At 39.4% G+C, this 17,596-nt stretch carries 18 protein-coding genes; 12 read left to right on the top strand and 6 right to left on the bottom strand.

Annotated elements, in window-relative coordinates; genetic code table 11:
• Positions 1-2 precede the first annotated feature (2 nt).
• The 6 genes from BLR73_RS03880 (at position 3) to BLR73_RS03855 (ending at position 4,064) form a co-directional block, all read left to right on the top strand.
• On the top strand, positions 3-917 hold the full coding sequence (locus BLR73_RS03880; protein WP_091859131.1) for a ribonuclease Z: 915 nt from the start codon (positions 3-5) through the stop codon (positions 915-917).
• Positions 918-1,076: 159 nt separating this feature from the next.
• On the top strand, positions 1,077-1,307 hold the full coding sequence (locus BLR73_RS03875; protein ID WP_049769218.1) for a T9SS type A sorting domain-containing protein: 231 nt from the start codon (positions 1,077-1,079) through the stop codon (positions 1,305-1,307).
• An 11-nt stretch (positions 1,308-1,318) separates the two neighbouring features.
• The gene (locus BLR73_RS03870) at positions 1,319-2,746 is read left to right on the top strand and encodes a L,D-transpeptidase family protein (protein WP_143010876.1); all 1,428 of its coding nucleotides are present in this window, start codon (positions 1,319-1,321) and stop codon (positions 2,744-2,746) included.
• On the top strand, positions 2,716-3,213 hold the full coding sequence (locus BLR73_RS03865) for an RNA polymerase sigma factor (protein ID WP_091859125.1): 498 nt from the start codon (positions 2,716-2,718) through the stop codon (positions 3,211-3,213). The genes BLR73_RS03870 and BLR73_RS03865 overlap by 31 nt, the downstream gene beginning before the upstream one ends.
• A 31-nt stretch (positions 3,214-3,244) precedes the next feature.
• Entirely contained in the window at positions 3,245-3,610 is a 366-nt protein-coding gene (locus tag BLR73_RS03860; RefSeq protein WP_091859122.1) for a hypothetical protein, read from the top strand.
• 13 nt (positions 3,611-3,623) lie between these two features.
• Positions 3,624-4,064 carry a hypothetical protein gene (locus tag BLR73_RS03855; protein ID WP_091859119.1) on the top strand — a complete coding sequence of 147 codons (441 nt, stop codon included), beginning with the start codon at positions 3,624-3,626 and terminating at the stop codon, positions 4,062-4,064.
• Here the strand turns inward: BLR73_RS03855 and nth are convergent.
• Positions 4,054-4,689 carry an endonuclease III gene (nth, locus tag BLR73_RS03850; RefSeq protein ID WP_028908047.1) on the bottom strand — a complete coding sequence of 212 codons (636 nt, stop codon included), beginning with the start codon at positions 4,687-4,689 and terminating at the stop codon, positions 4,054-4,056. The two genes, BLR73_RS03855 and nth, sit on opposite strands and share 11 nt — an antisense overlap.
• Before the next feature lies 1 nt (position 4,690).
• Positions 4,691-5,569: a UbiA prenyltransferase family protein gene (locus BLR73_RS03845; protein ID WP_091859118.1), complete on the bottom strand. Its 879-nt coding sequence runs from the start codon at positions 5,567-5,569 to the stop codon at positions 4,691-4,693.
• A 188-nt stretch (positions 5,570-5,757) separates the two neighbouring features.
• Between BLR73_RS03845 and BLR73_RS03840 the strand changes: the two genes are divergently transcribed.
• The 5 genes from BLR73_RS03840 (at position 5,758) to BLR73_RS03820 (ending at position 12,730) form a co-directional block, all read left to right on the top strand.
• Positions 5,758-6,600 carry a hypothetical protein gene (locus BLR73_RS03840; protein WP_091859115.1) on the top strand — a complete coding sequence of 281 codons (843 nt, stop codon included), beginning with the start codon at positions 5,758-5,760 and terminating at the stop codon, positions 6,598-6,600.
• 9 nt (positions 6,601-6,609) lie between these two features.
• Positions 6,610-7,041, top strand: a complete 432-nt coding sequence (locus BLR73_RS03835; protein ID WP_041385892.1) for a DUF6078 family protein — start codon at positions 6,610-6,612, stop codon at positions 7,039-7,041.
• A gap of 307 nt (positions 7,042-7,348) precedes the next feature.
• The gene (locus BLR73_RS03830; RefSeq protein WP_176763602.1) at positions 7,349-9,409 is read left to right on the top strand and encodes a DUF4842 domain-containing protein; all 2,061 of its coding nucleotides are present in this window, start codon (positions 7,349-7,351) and stop codon (positions 9,407-9,409) included.
• A gap of 39 nt (positions 9,410-9,448) precedes the next feature.
• Positions 9,449-11,311 carry a DUF4842 domain-containing protein gene (locus tag BLR73_RS03825; RefSeq protein ID WP_091859109.1) on the top strand — a complete coding sequence of 621 codons (1,863 nt, stop codon included), beginning with the start codon at positions 9,449-9,451 and terminating at the stop codon, positions 11,309-11,311.
• A gap of 132 nt (positions 11,312-11,443) precedes the next feature.
• Complete coding sequence (locus BLR73_RS03820; protein ID WP_091859106.1) at positions 11,444-12,730, top strand: sialate O-acetylesterase; 1,287 nt, start codon at positions 11,444-11,446, stop codon at positions 12,728-12,730.
• Here BLR73_RS03820 and BLR73_RS03815 read toward each other — a convergent pair.
• Both BLR73_RS03815 and BLR73_RS14700 read right to left on the bottom strand, forming a co-directional pair.
• On the bottom strand, positions 12,683-13,465 hold the full coding sequence (locus BLR73_RS03815) for an SGNH/GDSL hydrolase family protein (protein WP_091859103.1): 783 nt from the start codon (positions 13,463-13,465) through the stop codon (positions 12,683-12,685). The genes BLR73_RS03820 and BLR73_RS03815 overlap by 48 nt on opposite strands.
• Positions 13,462-14,520: an acyltransferase family protein gene (locus tag BLR73_RS14700; RefSeq protein WP_091859098.1), complete on the bottom strand. Its 1,059-nt coding sequence runs from the start codon at positions 14,518-14,520 to the stop codon at positions 13,462-13,464. The genes BLR73_RS03815 and BLR73_RS14700 overlap by 4 nt, the downstream gene beginning before the upstream one ends.
• Before the next feature lie 119 nt (positions 14,521-14,639).
• Here BLR73_RS14700 and BLR73_RS03805 point away from each other — a divergent pair, with 119 nt between their 5' ends.
• Positions 14,640-15,701, top strand: coding sequence for a glycosyltransferase family protein (locus BLR73_RS03805; RefSeq protein WP_091859095.1), 1,062 nt, complete (start codon positions 14,640-14,642; stop codon positions 15,699-15,701).
• Between the two features lie 14 nt (positions 15,702-15,715).
• On the opposite strand, the gene BLR73_RS03800 is transcribed toward BLR73_RS03805, so the two are convergent.
• A complete protein-coding gene (locus BLR73_RS03800) occupies positions 15,716-16,606 on the bottom strand; it encodes a carbohydrate deacetylase (RefSeq protein ID WP_091859092.1) in 891 nt (296 codons plus the stop codon).
• Entirely contained in the window at positions 16,607-17,590 is a 984-nt protein-coding gene (locus BLR73_RS03795; protein WP_091859089.1) for a glycosyltransferase family 2 protein, read from the bottom strand.
• Positions 17,591-17,596: the final 6 nt, after the last annotated feature.

Raw genomic sequence — 17,596 nt, 5'->3', positions numbered from 1 at the left:
TTTTGGAACCATTTAAAGTTCATATATTAGGTTGTGGCAGTGCTCTGCCTACACTTCGCCATAATGCGTCGTCGCAGGTGGTCGAGGTGCGAGAGAAGGTATTGATGCTTGATTGTGCCGAAGGCACCCAGATGCAGTTGCGAAAGTGCAGGGTGCGTTTTAATAAGCTCAGTCATGTGTTTATTACCCATCTGCATGGCGATCACTGTTTCGGTCTGATTGGCATGATTTCAACGTTCGGTTTGTTAGGACGTACAGCCAAGCTGCATGTTCATGCTCCCAAGGAACTTGGAGAGGAATTAGACCGACAGCTCAAGTTTTATACCCACGACTTAGGTTACGAAGTGGTATTCTATCCTGTAGATACCACCCAGTGCCAGGTAGTGTATGAAGATCGTAGCATTATGGTTGAGAGTATCCCGTTGATTCATCGCATGCCATGTTGTGGTTATCTGATTAGCGAAAAACCATCGCACCCCCATATCCGCCGTGATATGATGGATGCCTATCAGATTCCTAACTCGCAGATAAATAATATTAAATGTGGCGCTGATTGGACTACTCCCGATGGTGATGTGATTCCCAATGAACGACTGGTTACACCTGCCGATCCTGTTCGTAGCTATGCCTATCTGTCGGATACCCGCTATATACCTGACCTCTGGCAACAGGTGAAAGGGGTGAGCACCCTTTATCATGAGAGTACCTACGGTGATGACCATTTACCCCAGGCAGAGAAGTATTGCCACTCTACAGCGCGACAGGCTGCAATGGTAGCTCGTGATGCTGGTGCTGGCAAGTTGTTGTTGGGCCATTATAGCTCACGATATGAGGATGAAACGGTATTGTTGAATCAGGCCAAAGAAGTGTTTGAGAATAGTTTTTTGACGAACGAAATGGATGTTTTCGATGTATAGAAGGCTCCAAAAGCTACTTTTTTAGCCGAAAATTTGTTCATTTCGGAAGATTTGCCTATCTTTGCCCCGAATATAGATAGATTGCTTATGCGGAGAATTCTACTCATATCAACCATATTGTTCCTACTGGCAGCCCCGGTTTTAGCTACTGGAATGCTGATGGATCCGGCTTCTTCGGCACAATTCGATGAACCATCGATAGCGGTCGAAGGACATATTGTGACTGTAAGTGGTGCTCAAGGCAAAACGCTTCAGGTGGTATCGCTTACAGGTCGGTTGGTGGCAGAATATGAGATTGATGCCCCCGTTCAGCGTTTGGAACTAAATCTTTCTAAAGGGTGTTACATATTAAAGGTAGGAAAAGTAGTTCGCAAGGTATCCATCCGATAAGTTTCGGTTTGTTGAGTATCTGTTTGGTGCTGGTTTCCTGCTTCGGTCATGGAAACCAAGAACTTTCTGAGGCTGAACGTTCCGCTTTTGGTGAATATGTTAATCAGTTAGACAGTGCGGTTACCGGTGCTTGGTTTGATAGAATGGGGGTGTCGGCAGATGCCGATTCCGTTCTGGCTTATCTGCGTCGTGAGGTGCCACGTAATGGCTTGGATACGACTGCCTTTTTTGTTCCCGAAATTGCCAAGGATTTAGAGATTGTTCATCAGCTATTATTCGATTCTGTTGGTGTGAGTATTAATGAGGTACTGCCTCGTTTAGATGTCCATCTGTCTAAAGCATATATTCGCTATGCAACTGGTCAACGGTATGGTTTTATGAAACCACGTGTGTTTAATCATATGGATCCCAAGGTGGGTAATCCTGGCATTTTCGCTCGTGTGTTTGATTATGATCCAGCTTTGCCTGATACATCTGTGGCAGCTAGGAAGATGACAGAAAGCGATCGTGTGGCTTTTCTTGTTTCTTCAGCGCCCGATACCTATATTTATAAGGCACTGCTGCGTGAGATGGATAAGACGACTGATGCGGATAAGCGCCATCAGTTAGCTGTGAATATGGAGCGTTGCCGCTGGCAGATAGAGCATCCTAAGGATATAAAACGTCAGATATTGGTAAACATCCCTGCTCAGCAGTTGTGGGCGATAGGTGTTGATAGTGTACTCGATATGCGTATCTGTTGTGGTGCGGTGCCAACCAAAACGCCTTTATTGCATAGTGCCATCAGCTATATGCAGGTAAACCCTGAGTGGGTGATTCCACAGAATATCGTAAAGACTGAAGTGGTGCATCATGCTGGCGATTCGGCTTACTTTGCCCGTAACCGCTATTCTATTATTGATAAGGAATCGGGCGACACTCTGAATGTGGCCAGTGTGGGCTCAAACGCATTGCTTTCTGGTAAATTGCGTATTAGTCAGAAGAGTGGAGTAGGCAACTCTCTGGGGCGTATCGTGTTCCGTTTCCCTAACGATTTCTCGATTTATCTTCACGATACCAATAACCGTAGTGCTTTCCAGCGAGATCGCCGCACCCTGTCGCATGGTTGTGTTCGTGTGCAGAAACCGTTTGAACTGGCCAGTTTCCTGCTTTCGGATGTTGATGAATGGACACTCGAGAGTCTTCGTATCTCGATGGATATTCCACCGGTAAGCGATCGTGGTCGAGAGTGGCTGCAAAAGCATGCTGATGCCCCGCATCCATATCGTCTGATATCCTATCATGCCGTAAAACCTCATGTGCCGTTATACATATTATATTATACCACCTTCCCGAATCCTAAGACGGGTGTCATCGATTACTGGCCCGACTTGTATGGATTTGATAAGGTTATCAGTAAAGAATTAAAATGGATAAGCGAAGGGAGTTCGAGTCGATAGTACGCGAATATAGCGAGCAGCTATACTGGCAGATACGTCGCATCGTGCTTACCCACGACGATGCCAACGACGTGCTTCAGAATACTTTTCTGAAAGCATGGAATGGCTTTGATAATTTTCATGGCGAGTCGAAGATCTCAACTTGGCTGTCGCGTATAGCTATCAACGAGAGTCTCGACTTTCTGCGTCGCAATAAACACCTGGGCTCAGCTACCTCTGATGATATGTCGGTTGCCAACTCACTGTTGGCCGATGAGTATTTTGATGGTAATGAAACCGAAGCAATGCTGCAACAGGCTGTGTCACAGTTGCCCGATGTGCAGCGTACGGTGTTTCAGTTGCGATACTTTGAGGAGATGAAATACAGCGACATCAGTCAGCTGCTCGATACGTCGGAGGGAGCATTGAAAGCGTCCTATCATATTGCGGTGAAAAAGATTACAGAATTTTTTAAGTCGCGCGATTAAACTATTTGAATATCAATACGTCATATATACGATGAACGAAGAAATGTACATACAGGAAAAGGTTGGAAAGCGGAATCCATTCCGCGTTCCAGAGGGTTATTTTGATAACCTGACTGCCCAGGTGATGCAGAATCTGCCTGAGCAGCCAAAGCGTCGTGCCAAGTCTGTATTTATGCGCCCCGTATTCTATGCGGCTGCCAGCGTGTGTGCTTTGTTGGTTGCAGGAGCTGCTTGGATGTGGCGTCCTGCTGCTGATGGTACTTCGACGGATACCGTTCAGGCTGAGGCTGTTGTTCAGCCTCAGCAACAAGAGGTGAGTGGTGAGTATATGGATGAGGCTGTCGACTATATGATGCTCGACAATCACGAAATCTATGCTTACTTAGCTGAAAATTAAATGTATTTGAAAGATGAAAAAGCTACTTGTATTCGCTGTATTGATGTTGGTGGTTGTGCTTGGTGTTTCAGCTGAGGAACAGCAGAAGTTCTCTCCTGAGAAGTTTCAGGCTGACTTAGAGCAGTATATCACTACCGAAGCTGGTTTGACTAACGAAGAGGCCGCAAAGTTCTTCCCGTTGTATCGAGAGATGCAGCAGAAACAGCGTGTAGTATATAACAAGATACACGAACTCTTTAAGTTGCCTCATGATGAAGCTTCGTGCAAACGTGCCATTCAGCGACGCGACCAGTTGGAGATTGAGTTGAAGCAAATCGCACAGACCTATCATAATAAGTTCCTGCGTGTAATTCCTGCTTCAAAGGTTATCGGAACGATTGTTGCCGAGGATAAATTCCATCGTCGTGCTTTTCGCAAGTTCAGTCAGCAGCGTAACGCCGCTCCTAAGAAATAATCTTAGCACAGTATTTTTCTATTTCGCATTTCTCACAGTGAGGCTTTCTCGCTGTGCAAACATAGCGTCCATGTAGTAACAGCCAGTGGTGCGCATTGGGTATATCTTCCTCGGGAATATACTTGGTGAGTGCCATTTCTACTTTGTATGGTGTGTTATCACTCTTGCTTACCAAACCAAGTCGATGTGCTACACGGAATACATGTGTGTCAACGGCTAAGGTAGCTTTGCCGAAAGCTACACTCTGAATCACATTTGCCGTTTTGCGGCCAACACCAGGCAGTGTTAACAGCTCGTCGAGTGTACTAGGTACCTCGCCATTAAACTTCTCCATCAGTACCCTTGCCATTTCTACCAGGTGCTTCGCTTTGGCATTGGGATATGATACACTCCTAATCCATTCAAAGATATCCTCTTCTTCAGCTTTTGCCATCGACTGCGCGTCTGGGTAGTGGGCGAACAAATCGGGCGTTACCTGATTGATGCGCTTATCTGTACACTGTGCACTCAGCACCACAGCTACTAATAGTTGGAACGTGCTACCAAAGTCTAACTCGGTAGTTACCAGCGGCATTTTCTCGCGGAAATGCCCCAGAATCAGGTCGTATCTTTCTTTCTTTTTCATCTTACAGATAGATAATTACAAAGAACGAGGCTATCCAACCCAGGATACAGAATTGCACGAAATGGTCCTTTACCAAAGATTTGGTAGGACTGCCACTCAATCCGAACACAATCATATTCTGCAGATAGCGTAGTAAACCAGCTAATACCCAGCCCGACGTGAGGTAAACATAACGGGTGCCTAAGCGATGAATCACCTCTGGCGACATGGTGTACATGATATAGCACACCAATGTTACAGAGGCAATGATGGCTGTAGCCTCGTTGATAAAGGTCTTGTTGTAGCCGGTGATTGATACGCGAGGCTTGGTGCCTGTTTGCTCATAGATACGATAATCGTCATTACGCTTGGTAAAGGCTAAGAACAGTGTGACTAGGAAAGTCATCATCACCAACCAGTGCGATATGTAGATATCCGTTGCGATACCTCCAACTAATACACGCATCACAAAACCTATGGCTATAATCGTTACGTCGAGGATGGCAAACTGTTTTAGTTTCAGGCAATAGCCGATATTCATCAGCCAGTAACCTATGATAATGGCGTAGATGTAGGGGGTATTCACACTCTGTGCCAATGGCAGAATCGCTAACGCACCAATGGTGCATAGTATCATCATCGCATATCCTCCCATCACCGACACTTTGCCTGAAGCAATGGGACGATGACATTTCTTGGGATGCTGACGATCGGCCTCTATATCCTTCAGATCATTAAAGCAATAGATAGAGCTTGAAATCAAACAGAACGAAGCAAACACCACCAATGTAGGCCAAAAGAATTCCGGCTTCAGCAGATTGGTGCTGAAGAATATAGGCGCAAATACAAACACGTTTTTGAGCCACTGCAATGGGCGTATCAGTCGTATATAATGTATCATTGCTGCAAAGGTAGTTTTTTTCTTTGAATTATCCAAAAAATGTGGAAGATTATTTGGTGGTTTCATAGAAAATGGCTATATTTGTAGCCAGATAATCAACTTCGGAAATTACCGAACTTTTCTTTAAAGGCCTATACGATAGGCCCTATCCTATAAATAGGGCCTAATCTATAAATAGAAACTTAACAATGAAACGTAAAACGGACATAGCTATAGCTGCTACGAGCGCCCGCAGCTATAATCGACATTGGCGCGCTCACAAACTTTCGTGGTCGGAAATCGGAAAGATTAAATATCTTTTCGATGGGGCTTATGAGTATATGGATGATGTAACGTTGGCCTATACTCGTACACACTTTAATAAACTGCGTAAGGCGCTCGGGTTCAAGCAAGATTCGGAACTAATAGAACTGATAGAGAAAGCTGAAGCTTTTCGTATCGTTCGTAACAGAGAAACGCATCAGATGGATGCGTTTATGTCGCCCTTGGTGGGCGACCGTTTTGTGGCTTTGCCAAGCCAGGAGATTGAAGAGCCGGCTATACCATACGAAATATTCGATTGTAAGGCCAATGCATTGGCCAACGATAACGATCGCGACAAGATCTCTGAGAATCAGCGGCAGCATCGTCATGGTATCAATATGCATATGTTGTTGGCAGGTAACGTGCCTAAGTTTCATGTAGAAGCAAGCGATGAGGCTCTTAAACGCATACATAAAGGATTTATGACGTTATTTTCAAACGAAGCCTATTATAATCGTTATTTCGGTGAATTTACCCAAGCCTATGCTAGAAAGTACAGGGTGCCAGAATATGTCGCCAAGGAGGATTTGCTTTTCTATCTAGACGAAAAAGTAACGCATCACATAGCCCGACGAGTTGGTATTGAGAACTGGGAAAGTGATGCCATATTGAAATGGGTTATGAACTATTTCTCTGTAAAGTTTATGCAGCGAAATATTACTGAGGCTCATGAACTAAAAATACGGCGTATGGAGGTGCCGATATGTAAACCGCAAGTATTTAAATAATCAACAAATATGAATACAATCAGTAGTAAAGAAGTACCAGACTATTATACACTTTGTATCAAGTCTGACTGTCCGATGGCCGCTCACTGTCTTCGTCAAATGGCCACGAATGTGCTAACCAAGAAATACAAGATAGTGCAAATAGTGAATCCCTTATTTACGGAACCATCGGAAAAGTGCGAATTCTACCGTTCAGACGAGCCTCAGACATTTGCTCGTGGATTTGCAAAGATGCAGGAAGAGATGTTGCCAAGGCAATATAAGACGTTCTCATGCAGACTTCAAGGTAAATTCGGTCGTACGGGATATTTCGAACGTAGGCGAGGGGAGAGGCTTTGTTCGCCCAAGGATATAATGATCATAAAGAATGTTCTGAAGGAAATCGGCATGCAGCACCTCGGCTTCGATGCCTATGAGCAGCTTTATAATTGGAACGACTAACAAAGAGATAGTTTTAACGATTAGTACGGCTTGTTTCAGCATGTAGTGCGGACAATCCGTACTACAGTATGTTGCCTTGCGCACTGCAGTACGCTCTAAGCCGTACTGCAGTGCGCAATAACCCGTACTTAGTGTATTCAATTCTTCTTGCATCTGCTTATAGAACGAAATTGGGCTATGAATCTTTGTAATTAACTTAATAAAAGTTAAGTTAGGCTGATTTGTAGGCTTTTTCTTTTTGTTTAGGAGAACTTTTTGTATATTTGCCGAAAATATAAACAATTTAGTCGATTAAATGAAAGAAAATATGAAAAAGTTGATGACACTTGCAGTCTTAAGTACTGTATTATTAACCAGTTGCGTAAAAGGCTTTGATGCACCAGAGCCAGAACCTACACCAACTCCAGATCCTACTCCAACAAACAACAAAGCTACTCAGGAAGAGATTGAAGCTAATGTGAAGGAGAAGTTTGGTACTACTTTTAGCTCTGATCAGGACTGGAGCTCTACAACCAAGTATACAGTATCTGTTACAGCAGATGCACCTATGAATGATATTGCTAAGGTGCAGATTTTGACAGAATCTCCTTATTTTAATGAAGATGCACGTGTACTGAATGAGGCGTCGACAAGTAAAGGTAATACAGTATCTATTACTTATGATTGTCCTTCTGAGTATACCGAGTTGGTGGCAGCTTGTGTTGACAGCAAAGGCGTCTACTATGTTGCTGGTTTTAAGGTTGGTGATAGTAGTGTAAACTTCCAGAAAGCTGCTCAAGCTCGCACAAGAGCGGTGTATGATCTTCCTGATTTACCAGCAGTTAGTGGGCTGAAGCTGAAATATAAAAACTCACATCTGACTTATAATGCAATGCGTGCTCGTATGGCTGGTCAGGAAGGAGAAAATACCAATATAGATCCGTGGAAGAACAGTAATTGGGATAATGAGCGTATTTGGATGCTTAGCAATGCAGGAGGAAATAGTACTTGGAAGGTAGAAAAACAGACCATTTTCCGCAGTGTTACGATTACTGATGCCGAAAAAGCTGGCCTAGAAACGGTCTTAGATGCAGTTGGTGGTAAGAAGGGACGAGATGCGTATTACAAGGAGATGAATTTGACTACCATTCGTAATTCTCCTGTTTATCAGCTGACTAAGAACTATCTCGTTGCTGATGGTAAAGCCCCTATCACGGTAACACCAGTTCAAATTTTCACTACGGAATACACGAATCTTTCTGGTTATTATTATTATTTCAATCCAAGCGAGCTGAATGGCAAGTCGGAAGAAGAACAGATTACTTTCCTGAAGAATCTGCCTAAGTTCAAATGTATTGATGTTAAAAACACAAAGAATTCGAGCGGAACCGAAAAGGGTAAGGGGGATTATTTTAAGGTACACGAATATGTCCTGCCTTATTTTGGAGATATTAAGAGCGATGAAACAGGCGATGTCACTGTGAAGAGCTTTATCATTCCAGAAGGCTATTATGTTGGTTTTATGTTGAGAAGTAATCCTACTGACTATTTAGACTCATACACCAAAGATAACGATTTTTATAAAGGAACAAATTATTCAAACAAATCGTATGACAAAGAAAGTAATGGAGAAGTATATGCTGATGGCAGATTGAACAAGCAGATTAATCAGTTCCCAATCTTTAGTCAGGCTGTAACCGAGAAAGGTATGTTACTAGAAGATCCTCGCGCAGCAATATTTGGAGCAAACCAAAGGGCATATATCATGTTTGAAGAAGGATGTGATGTAAACTATGTAGATATGGTCGTAGAGGTTAATGGTGGCCTAAAAGAGGTTGATGCTGCTCAGGAGATTAATAATAATGTGTACACATTCTGTTTCGAGGATCGTAACTTGGGCGACTATGATATGAACGATGTAGTTATCAAAGCAGAGCGTCTGAATATGAGTCAGGTTAAGTATACTGTTGCAGCATGTGGCGCTTATGACGAGCTCTATCTGCGCAACATCAATGGTAAGACATTAAATGAATCAACTGAAATCCATCATTTGTTTGGTGTAGATAATCTCTCGACCTTTATTAATACTAATACCCAGAGTAAGTATTACGAGCCTGTATCAGAGGTGGTAACAGTAGATCCATCATTCAGCTTTACCGATTTCTCTAAACAGGTTTATATCTACAACATGACGCAGGGGTATGAGGTGAAGATGTCGCAGAAGGGCGAAGATCCCCATGGTATCATGATTCCTTGCGATTTCCAGTATCCTATTGAGAAGACCTGTATAAAGGATGCCTATACCGATTTTAATAACTGGGGCGCTAATCCAGTAATATCTACCGATTGGTACACGAATCCTGTTACTGGTAAGGTTTTTGAAAAGTAAATTTTAATAAATATAAAAACGAATAAGTATAGTAAAAGTATGAAAAAGTTATTGTCGTTAGCAGTTCTTGGGTTAGTGTTATCTGGCTGCGTAAAAGGTTTTGAAGGTATGGAGCCTGAGCCTAATCCTGATCCAGAGCAAGGACAGGGTGTAACTGATGAGGAAATAAAGAATCATGCAGAAGAGATTTTGGGCTTTACAATTCCTGATAATCAGGATTGGATTTCTACCGAAAGTGGCACTGTAACTATTAATGTTACTTCTGCGGTGACTAAAGTTGCCGTGATGGCTTTGGTGGCACAAACTGATGAGGATGGTGAAACATATAATTCAATGACGAAATTGAATGAAGCTGAGATTAAAGATAAGTCTTCTATTTCCTTGAATTATGATGTCCCCCAAAAGAATGAAGGTTTATATGTGGCTTTCTATACCGAGAAAGGTTGCTATTATAAAAAGGTAGAGGGCAATAGTGTGACTTTTGATCAGGTAGCTAAGACCAGAGCTGTAACACGTACCGTTTCGGCTCCTTCTGGTACATTTGCTATCGGTAAGATTGAGAGTTCATTTGCCGCTGAGCGCGGATGGATACCAGATGAGAAATTGTATATGCTTTCTGATGAAGACTATAATCGTATGCAGATTCCTGTAGACCCATACAACGCTGAGTATAATGCATTGGTACGAGACTTGGTTTTCGCATATCTGCCCAATAAAGCGTATAACAATTTGGATAAGGTGAAAGCTGCTGGTTATACCGATGATAATGCGTATCGTGTTACAACTGGTGAGGATGGGCCGATTGTAATTTCTCCTATCTATAAGAATGATGGTGGTTATGAAGAGGTTATTAATTCTGATTTGTATTATTATTATTTCAAACCAGCAGATTTGGAGAATGCTGCTGATAAAGTTGCTTTCTTGCAGAGCTTGCCAAAATTTAAGTTGATTCCTTTTGGTAATCATTTTGTAGGCGATAAGAATGACGTCGTCGAGAAGACTATTAGCTATGCCTGTCTATATTTTGGTGATAGCAAGACGCCTGCTCTCGAAACAAAAGGTACGTTTAAATTCCCCGCTGGATATAAGATCGGTTTTATGGTCCGTGCTAAAACTACTGATGAAAATAAAAAGAAACAAGGTGAACTTTATTTTGATGGTCGTTTAAATGTCGATATAAATAATTATGATAAGACAAACTTTACAAGTTCATTCAAAAAGAAAAACCTTCCTCTAGATAGTCCTCGTGCCACATGGCTAAAGATAAATGACCGTAGTATTATGTGCTGGGAGTCTGGTACTGATACAGACTTCAACGATATTCTATTGGAGGTAGAGGGAAGTGTTGAACCAATTTATACAGCTCACGAGTTTGAATATAATACCTATACATTCTGTTTTGAGGATACCCAGAAAGGTGATTACGATTTGAACGATGTTGTTATCAAGGCAAAACGCATTAATGAAACAACTGTAGAGTATTCGTTAGAGGCGTGCGGTGCTTACGATGAGCTATGTGTAAGGAATGTAAATGCTGGCGTTATTCAGGACAATGTCGAAATCCATTCGCTTTTTGGTGTGGATGCTAAACAGTTTGTAAATACGGAGAGTGGGGCAGAGAAACATGCTGCGATTACAGCTCGGAAGACTGTTAGTGAATCATTTAGCTTCTTAGATGAAATAAACCAGCCGTATGTTTACGATGTAACAACAAAGCATACTGTTAAGCTTTCTTTAAAAGGCCAGGATCCCCATGGAATTATGATTCCTTTCGACTTTAAGTATCCTGTAGAGAAGGTTTGTATAAAGGATGCATATAATGAGTTTAACAACTGGGGCAAAAATCCTGTGAACTCAACTAATTGGTACACCAAGCCTGTTACAGGAAAGGTTATTGAATAATACATTATCATAAATACAATAGAAATCGTGTGAAGTTATACGCTTCACACGATTTTTTTGTTTGATTGTTTGGTAAAGCCAGTTTTTTTATGTAAATTTGCCATCGCTATAGTTTAATTAGAGTTTAAGATAATGATTAGAGTTCTGTCAGGGAAATATAAGAATAGAATATATATTCTACTTGGATTATTTTTTGTTGGTATTACTTTATATCTATATAATAAGGTTTATCCAAAAAACTATGGACATAAAGTCGTGGTTTGTATCCCTGTATATGGACAGAGCTATGCTTTAGGAGAAGAAGCTACAAGAATCACCAACTTTGATTCGTTAAGAATCAAGTATGATGGAAGAATTGTAACTGAGAATTTGGATTATACCTTTGGCTATTTCGATCATAGTAGTCAGTTTAAACAATGGATTAAACGTATTCTACACTACGACAAAAAGGCTTTTGAACTGTCTATATATAGTATGGCAGAAGAATTGGCTTCAAAACTTGGTGAAGATACAATAATCTGCATTTTTCCAGGTGGTCATGGAATGAATACAATTGAACAGTTAATGAAGCCGGCACCCCCTTATCTTAAGTTTATCAAAGAAATTGCAACTGCTTGCGAAAAAGCTCAAGATAGAGGTTGGGAGTTTGTTGTTCCTGCAGTTTGCTGGATGCAAGGAGAATCAGATATAGTTGAATATCCCGACTATGATTATAAGGAGTACTTCCATCGTATGTACAACGATTTGAATACTGATATCAAGCAGGTAACACATCAAAAAGATGATATACGCATTATTTGTTATCAGTCTTCCACAATTACTAAAGGTCTGCGTTACAAAGCTAATAATTTTGATGCTACAGAACCAAAGACTCCTACTGCTCAGATGGAATTGATACGTGATGATTCGCTGATATGGGCAAGTGGACCTACATACCCTTATGACTTTGTGAATGAATCACTTCATATTGATGCTATTGGCCAGCAAGGCATTGGCAGACTTGCTGCAAAATCAACTTTGGGTATCATCAGAAAGCAGAAAAGGAATATTGGCTTGATTCCTAAATCATACAATGTGATTGGTAACGATATCAAGATTGATTTCAATGTCCCCTGTCCGCCATTGAGTTTTGATACTATTCAGGTCAAAAAAGTCGATAACTATGGCTTTAACGTCATCCGTCGTGATGGTGTAGATATTGTCTCTGACGTGAAAATCAATCAGACCTCGGTTATTATTCATTGTAAAGCATCGCCAGAGAACTGCAAATTGCGCTATGGTGTTAACGGCGAATTCCTTAAAGGAGGTCGAAAAGTCGGCTCTAGAGGTAACTTGAGAGATTCAAATGACAAATGCCCAGAATGGGCCTTGTTATTTGAGTATAAGCTTAGCAATTTCAGTGGCAATAGCTCGATCTAAAGCAGAATATCCACATTCATTTAGATGCATTCCATCAGGAAGATATAATTCTTGTTGGTCTTGTTGGTAATTATTGTTCCATACTTGGTATTGTAAGACAGAAACCTTGTCTTTATAGTTCTTCTCTATAATAAGAGCTTTTAAAGAGTTTCGATACAAATCCTTGCAATCAAGTGGGCAGTCATTGATATACGATGAAATATTTCTTAGTAGCTTTTTGGGGTACTTTTGCCTATTATAGGCTTTGCATATATCGTAATCTGGTATATCCTGGATAATGGGACGTATATGGTTCTTTAACAACAATTGTATTATATAATCTATACTTTTCTTGTAGTATGATGTGCTCATTTTCTTATAGCTATCATTAATGCCAGCAGAGATGTAACAATAGTCAAATTGTTTCTGCTGCATGAAACGCCTAAGTTCTTCATTATCATACATACTTTCATAAATTTCTTTGCTGGTTAGTCCATTAATGCCAAATGAATATACCCTAACCGGCTTGTGAATTTGATTCTCAAGATATTCTGCAATCTTACACGAATGATCCTTATGCAAAAATGCCCAACTGTCTCCGATGAATGCTATGTTTATAGTGTCAGTATCAGGGTACATATGAGTTAAGTATGCCTTCCTTTGTTGGGGGGCAGAATAATACTTGTAGGTTTGGTATGCTATGATAAGGCAAATGCTACAGAGTACTGCTAAAATAATATATTGTTTTTTATTCATCTGTTTCCTGATAATATCGATTTTATATTTGGAAAGAATTTGCTTAGTATCTGGTAAATTGCAAGAGAAATAATTGTAGTAAGCAATATGCAGAGGAAATACAAGGCGATGTGAACTGTTTCTGATGCGTCAAAGAATATATTTAAACATAATTTGCGTAGAGCGACAACGATTGGATAATGAACACAGAAAACAATGAATGCAGTATGAGGAAGATATTCATTTTTGATACCTCTCTTGATGAGAAAATCTGCAAAAATAATGAGTATAAGGATGTTCAGTATTAATGAAATCCTATGAATCTGTAGATCATAAAATGAAATAGATGTTATGTGTAACATAATATCACCTATGGCAAATGCTGCAAATAGAATCAACAATATATACTTAACATCGAGCAATACTGATAACGGATTCTTTTCTTTGATTGAGAAATAGGCTCCAAGACAGAAAAAAAATAAAGTTTGCTGTATGAAAGCATTATGATATGACAGTAGCCACCATATACCAACCACAATAAGAAAAAGTTCTCTCGTATATTTTATTATGTAGAATAGTAATGGCGATATAATAGCCATAATCATCAGATTTCGTATGTACCACAGAGGGCAGAGTAAAGGAACAAAATTACCGTTATCATATTCTCCTCTATCCCAGTATAGTCTTAAATAGTCTAACGCCGAAAAATCTGTGAGAGATCTATTATTAATCTCTTGTGGGAAGCCAATGGAATAGGAGAGTATATAGAGTAATAGCATGATTGTATTCCAAATGATATACGGAATCAGCAATGTATGTAATCTTGTTTCGATCTTTTTTGTATAACTTTTCTTGCTTAAGAAAAATAGATATCCTGAAATAAAAAAGAACCCCGGGACACCAGTTTCACCAAGCCACAAAGCAAATGGATATACGGTTTTAAAGTACACTTCATGTTCTCCATTAAGTCTAACTACCGAGTAGCAGTGAAGCATAATAATAAAGAATATTAGAGGAAATCTTAACCATGTTATTGTTTCGGATAACCTTTGTTGATATACTTTATTTGATTCCATTACAATGAGTATTTTGTGATAAGCACATTATTATATTATAACTATTATATTTTGCAAAAATACAAGATTTTTGGATAATAAATGCAGAATTCTTCTTTTTTTTTGTATCTTTGCGGCATATGAAGGTATTTATGGTTCATGAGGATCCCTGGAATGCAGGTAATCCGTTTATATACACTCTTATAGAAGGGATTAAAAAATCTCATCCTGAGTGTGGTATGGGGTGGGGACGAGAAAACTTTTGGAGTGATGAGATTCTTTCGTATGATATTGTACATTTCCATTGGCCTCAAACATTCATGGGAAAGGATCCGCATACGGAAACAGATCTTTTGCGCCATATTGAGAATATGAAATCTTCAGGGGTTAAGATTGTAGCTACATGTCATGATTTAGAGCCGCACTATAACCAATTTGCCGACAAGGCAGAATCAATGAGGATTGTTTATTCTCATTGTGATGCTATTTTTCATCTTGGCAACTATAGTAAAACGCTTTTTGAGAAAAAGTATCCTAACGCCGTCCATTATTTATTGCCTCATCATCTATATGATACTGTTTATACTAATTTCCCATCGAGAGAGGAATCTCTAAAAAAATTAGGCTTGCCAGATAATCGTATATATATATTATGTTTTGGCGCATTTCGGGCGCAACAAGAAAGAGAATTGATTTTCTCTCTCAGTAAACAGCTTGCCGATAAAAATATTGTTATTCTTGCCCCAAGCTTTATGAATATTTGGTGGCATTCTTTTCGATTGCTTCATAAACGTCTCATAAAATGGTTCTATAAATTTCGCTATCATATTTATTGTACAGGTAGTACTTGGCGTGCTGTTAGTGACGAGAGTCTTCCTTATTATTATGGTGCTGCTGATATCGCTTTCATACCAAGGCTGAAGATCCTGAATTCTGGAAATGCCTTGATGCCGATGCTTTTTGGTAAAGTGGTAGTAGGGCCTGATTGTGGAAATGTTGGTCCTTTGTTGCACCAGTGGAATTATCCGGTGTTCTCCGTTGAAGATGTGGACAATGTTGGATCTATAGTAAGAAAAGCATTACAAATGGGAAAAGAGGGTATCGGGGGACAAAATAGACTTCGTCAGTTGGATGAATATTCAACAGAAGTAATTGTTGAAAGGTTGTATACAGCCTATTTGCTTATAACCTCTAATTTTTAGTGTTAATTAATCAATTATTGGTCACTGATTAAATCTGCATAGGAAATTAGGGTTATATCATATTTATTCTTCAAAAGTTCTTTTGAATAGCGTTTTAATGCCTCAAACTCGTTTGTTCTGTCCAGCCATGTCGGATTGCATTTTTTTAATTCTTCAGAAAATACCGCAGGGTGGACATGAAGTTCACTAACGCCACTCATTATATTAGAAAAGAAAGAATTAAGTACATCATATTTTTGTTCAATGCTTTTACATAGAGGAGATGCATATGGTAATGTATATACATAGTTGGGGCAATGAAGATGAAATAATAAATTCATCCCCCAGACAAATGGCTGAATTTTACGTCCGGGATAAACACTTCTAATACCATCTATCTCATGTTTCTTTGTAGCATGTCTAAAGCCAATACCCTTGCTTAATCTTACACGTGTGAGCGCATTATAAAAGCATTTGTATCCTCTAAATCCCAAATAGTGTACAACACTGTACATGTGGTTGTCTATATGTGTAAATTCAATTCCATCATTATTTATCTTCATTATTTGAGAGTAAATCTCGTTAATAATATCTTCATCCGAGGCATTGAGTGCCAAATCTCGATAAGAACAGTATAGTACACCATTCTTGTCTTCTATAGAGTTTGCGTGAGTAATACTCGAATAGGTGAGCTTATTGCTGTTCCTGAATTCATCGCATGTGAGTGTTAAATGCACTCCAATATTATTTAAGTTAAATTCGTGAACATCTCTGATAGCTTCTTCATATGCTGGACCATTTGCCATTAATGACGTTGAAGAGACAATTCCTTGTGTCATTAAAAAACTAATTGCTTGATTAAATTCAGTAGACATTCCAAAGTCGTCAGCATTGATTATTAAATACTTTTTATTTTTCATCTTCATTTATGATAATTTTGCGCCTCGATAGTACATATATAGATATATAGGCAGATACTTTATTAAATAGCATCCTAGTTTAGAAAAACCACACTTTGAATGGAACTTGTAGAGAATATTCCAATGCTTTCTTATATATGTAACGACTTCTATGGTTCTTTTATCATTATATAAAGACGAAAAACGAGATATTCTTCCAAGTAGTTCATTAAAATACATGATGTTTTGCAAATATGCCCATTCTATGAGTTCTGGACATTCTTCGTTAATCGTCTTTTCAATGATTTGGGCTCTAACAAACCTGTTGTTTATATAGTTATTAATATTTTCTTTAAAGTAACTATGGGATAGGGAGTCTTCTCTATAATTAATCTTATAGAAACATTTGTCTACTACTGTGCAATGACTACATTTGGCAAAAGCCTTGATATTCATAATAAAATCTTCATCAGTTTTAAGCCCATCATTGTGAGTAATGTTGTTTTGAATTAATAATTCTCTTCTGAAGATTTTTGTAACTGAACCTGTGTATATTAAGTTCTTTGATAGGATATGGCGGAGAGCTTCAAGTTTGTTAAATGTATAAATCTTTCCACTACAATTGGTGTGGCTTATATTCCCTTTAGCATCTGCTTCTTTAAAATTGCAACATACTATTTCTGAATTGTATTTTCTACCAGCATTAATCATCTCATAGAACATCGTTGGTTCTAACTCGTCATCGCTATCTGTAAAAGAAATGTAGTATCCCTTTGCAAGTTTAAGACCAACATTCTTTGCAGTTGCAGGCCCGGAATTTTTGATATGAATCACACTGATGTTATCATACTTCTTTGCGAAATCATCGCAGATATTGGCAGATGAATCGGTTGAGCCATCGTCAACGAGAATAATCTCCAAAGAAACATTCTCTTGTTGCAATATACTATTGACACAAGTAGTTAAATATTTTTCTGTATTATATACTGGAATTATTACACTTATATCCATTGCATA

Origin of the sequence: Prevotella sp. khp1 (assembly GCF_900102205.1) — a bacterium.
GTDB classification, from domain to species: domain Bacteria; phylum Bacteroidota; class Bacteroidia; order Bacteroidales; family Bacteroidaceae; genus Prevotella; species Prevotella ruminicola.
This window is presented reverse-complemented; position numbering and strand designations above follow the sequence as displayed.

Excerpts from the sequence above, each read along its gene's own strand:
- BLR73_RS03875 (WP_049769218.1), top strand. The coding sequence starts at position 1,077 with ATGGATCCGGCTTCTTCGGCACAATTCGATGAACCATCGATAGCGGTC.
- BLR73_RS03865 (WP_091859125.1), top strand. The coding sequence starts at position 2,716 with ATGGATAAGCGAAGGGAGTTCGAGTCGATAGTACGCGAATATAGCGAG.
- BLR73_RS03860 (WP_091859122.1), top strand. The coding sequence starts at position 3,245 with ATGAACGAAGAAATGTACATACAGGAAAAGGTTGGAAAGCGGAATCCA.
- BLR73_RS03855 (WP_091859119.1), top strand. The coding sequence starts at position 3,624 with ATGAAAAAGCTACTTGTATTCGCTGTATTGATGTTGGTGGTTGTGCTT.
- nth (WP_028908047.1), bottom strand. The coding sequence starts at position 4,689 with ATGAAAAAGAAAGAAAGATACGACCTGATTCTGGGGCATTTCCGCGAG.
- BLR73_RS03845 (WP_091859118.1), bottom strand. The coding sequence starts at position 5,569 with ATGATACATTATATACGACTGATACGCCCATTGCAGTGGCTCAAAAAC.
- BLR73_RS03840 (WP_091859115.1), top strand. The coding sequence starts at position 5,758 with ATGAAACGTAAAACGGACATAGCTATAGCTGCTACGAGCGCCCGCAGC.
- BLR73_RS03835 (WP_041385892.1), top strand. The coding sequence starts at position 6,610 with ATGAATACAATCAGTAGTAAAGAAGTACCAGACTATTATACACTTTGT.
- BLR73_RS03830 (WP_176763602.1), top strand. The coding sequence starts at position 7,349 with ATGAAAAAGTTGATGACACTTGCAGTCTTAAGTACTGTATTATTAACC.
- BLR73_RS03825 (WP_091859109.1), top strand. The coding sequence starts at position 9,449 with ATGAAAAAGTTATTGTCGTTAGCAGTTCTTGGGTTAGTGTTATCTGGC.
- BLR73_RS03820 (WP_091859106.1), top strand. The coding sequence starts at position 11,444 with ATGATTAGAGTTCTGTCAGGGAAATATAAGAATAGAATATATATTCTA.
- BLR73_RS03815 (WP_091859103.1), bottom strand. The coding sequence starts at position 13,465 with ATGAATAAAAAACAATATATTATTTTAGCAGTACTCTGTAGCATTTGC.
- BLR73_RS14700 (WP_091859098.1), bottom strand. The coding sequence starts at position 14,520 with ATGGAATCAAATAAAGTATATCAACAAAGGTTATCCGAAACAATAACA.
- BLR73_RS03805 (WP_091859095.1), top strand. The coding sequence starts at position 14,640 with ATGAAGGTATTTATGGTTCATGAGGATCCCTGGAATGCAGGTAATCCG.
- BLR73_RS03800 (WP_091859092.1), bottom strand. The coding sequence starts at position 16,606 with ATGAAGATGAAAAATAAAAAGTATTTAATAATCAATGCTGACGACTTT.
- BLR73_RS03795 (WP_091859089.1), bottom strand. The coding sequence starts at position 17,590 with ATGGATATAAGTGTAATAATTCCAGTATATAATACAGAAAAATATTTA.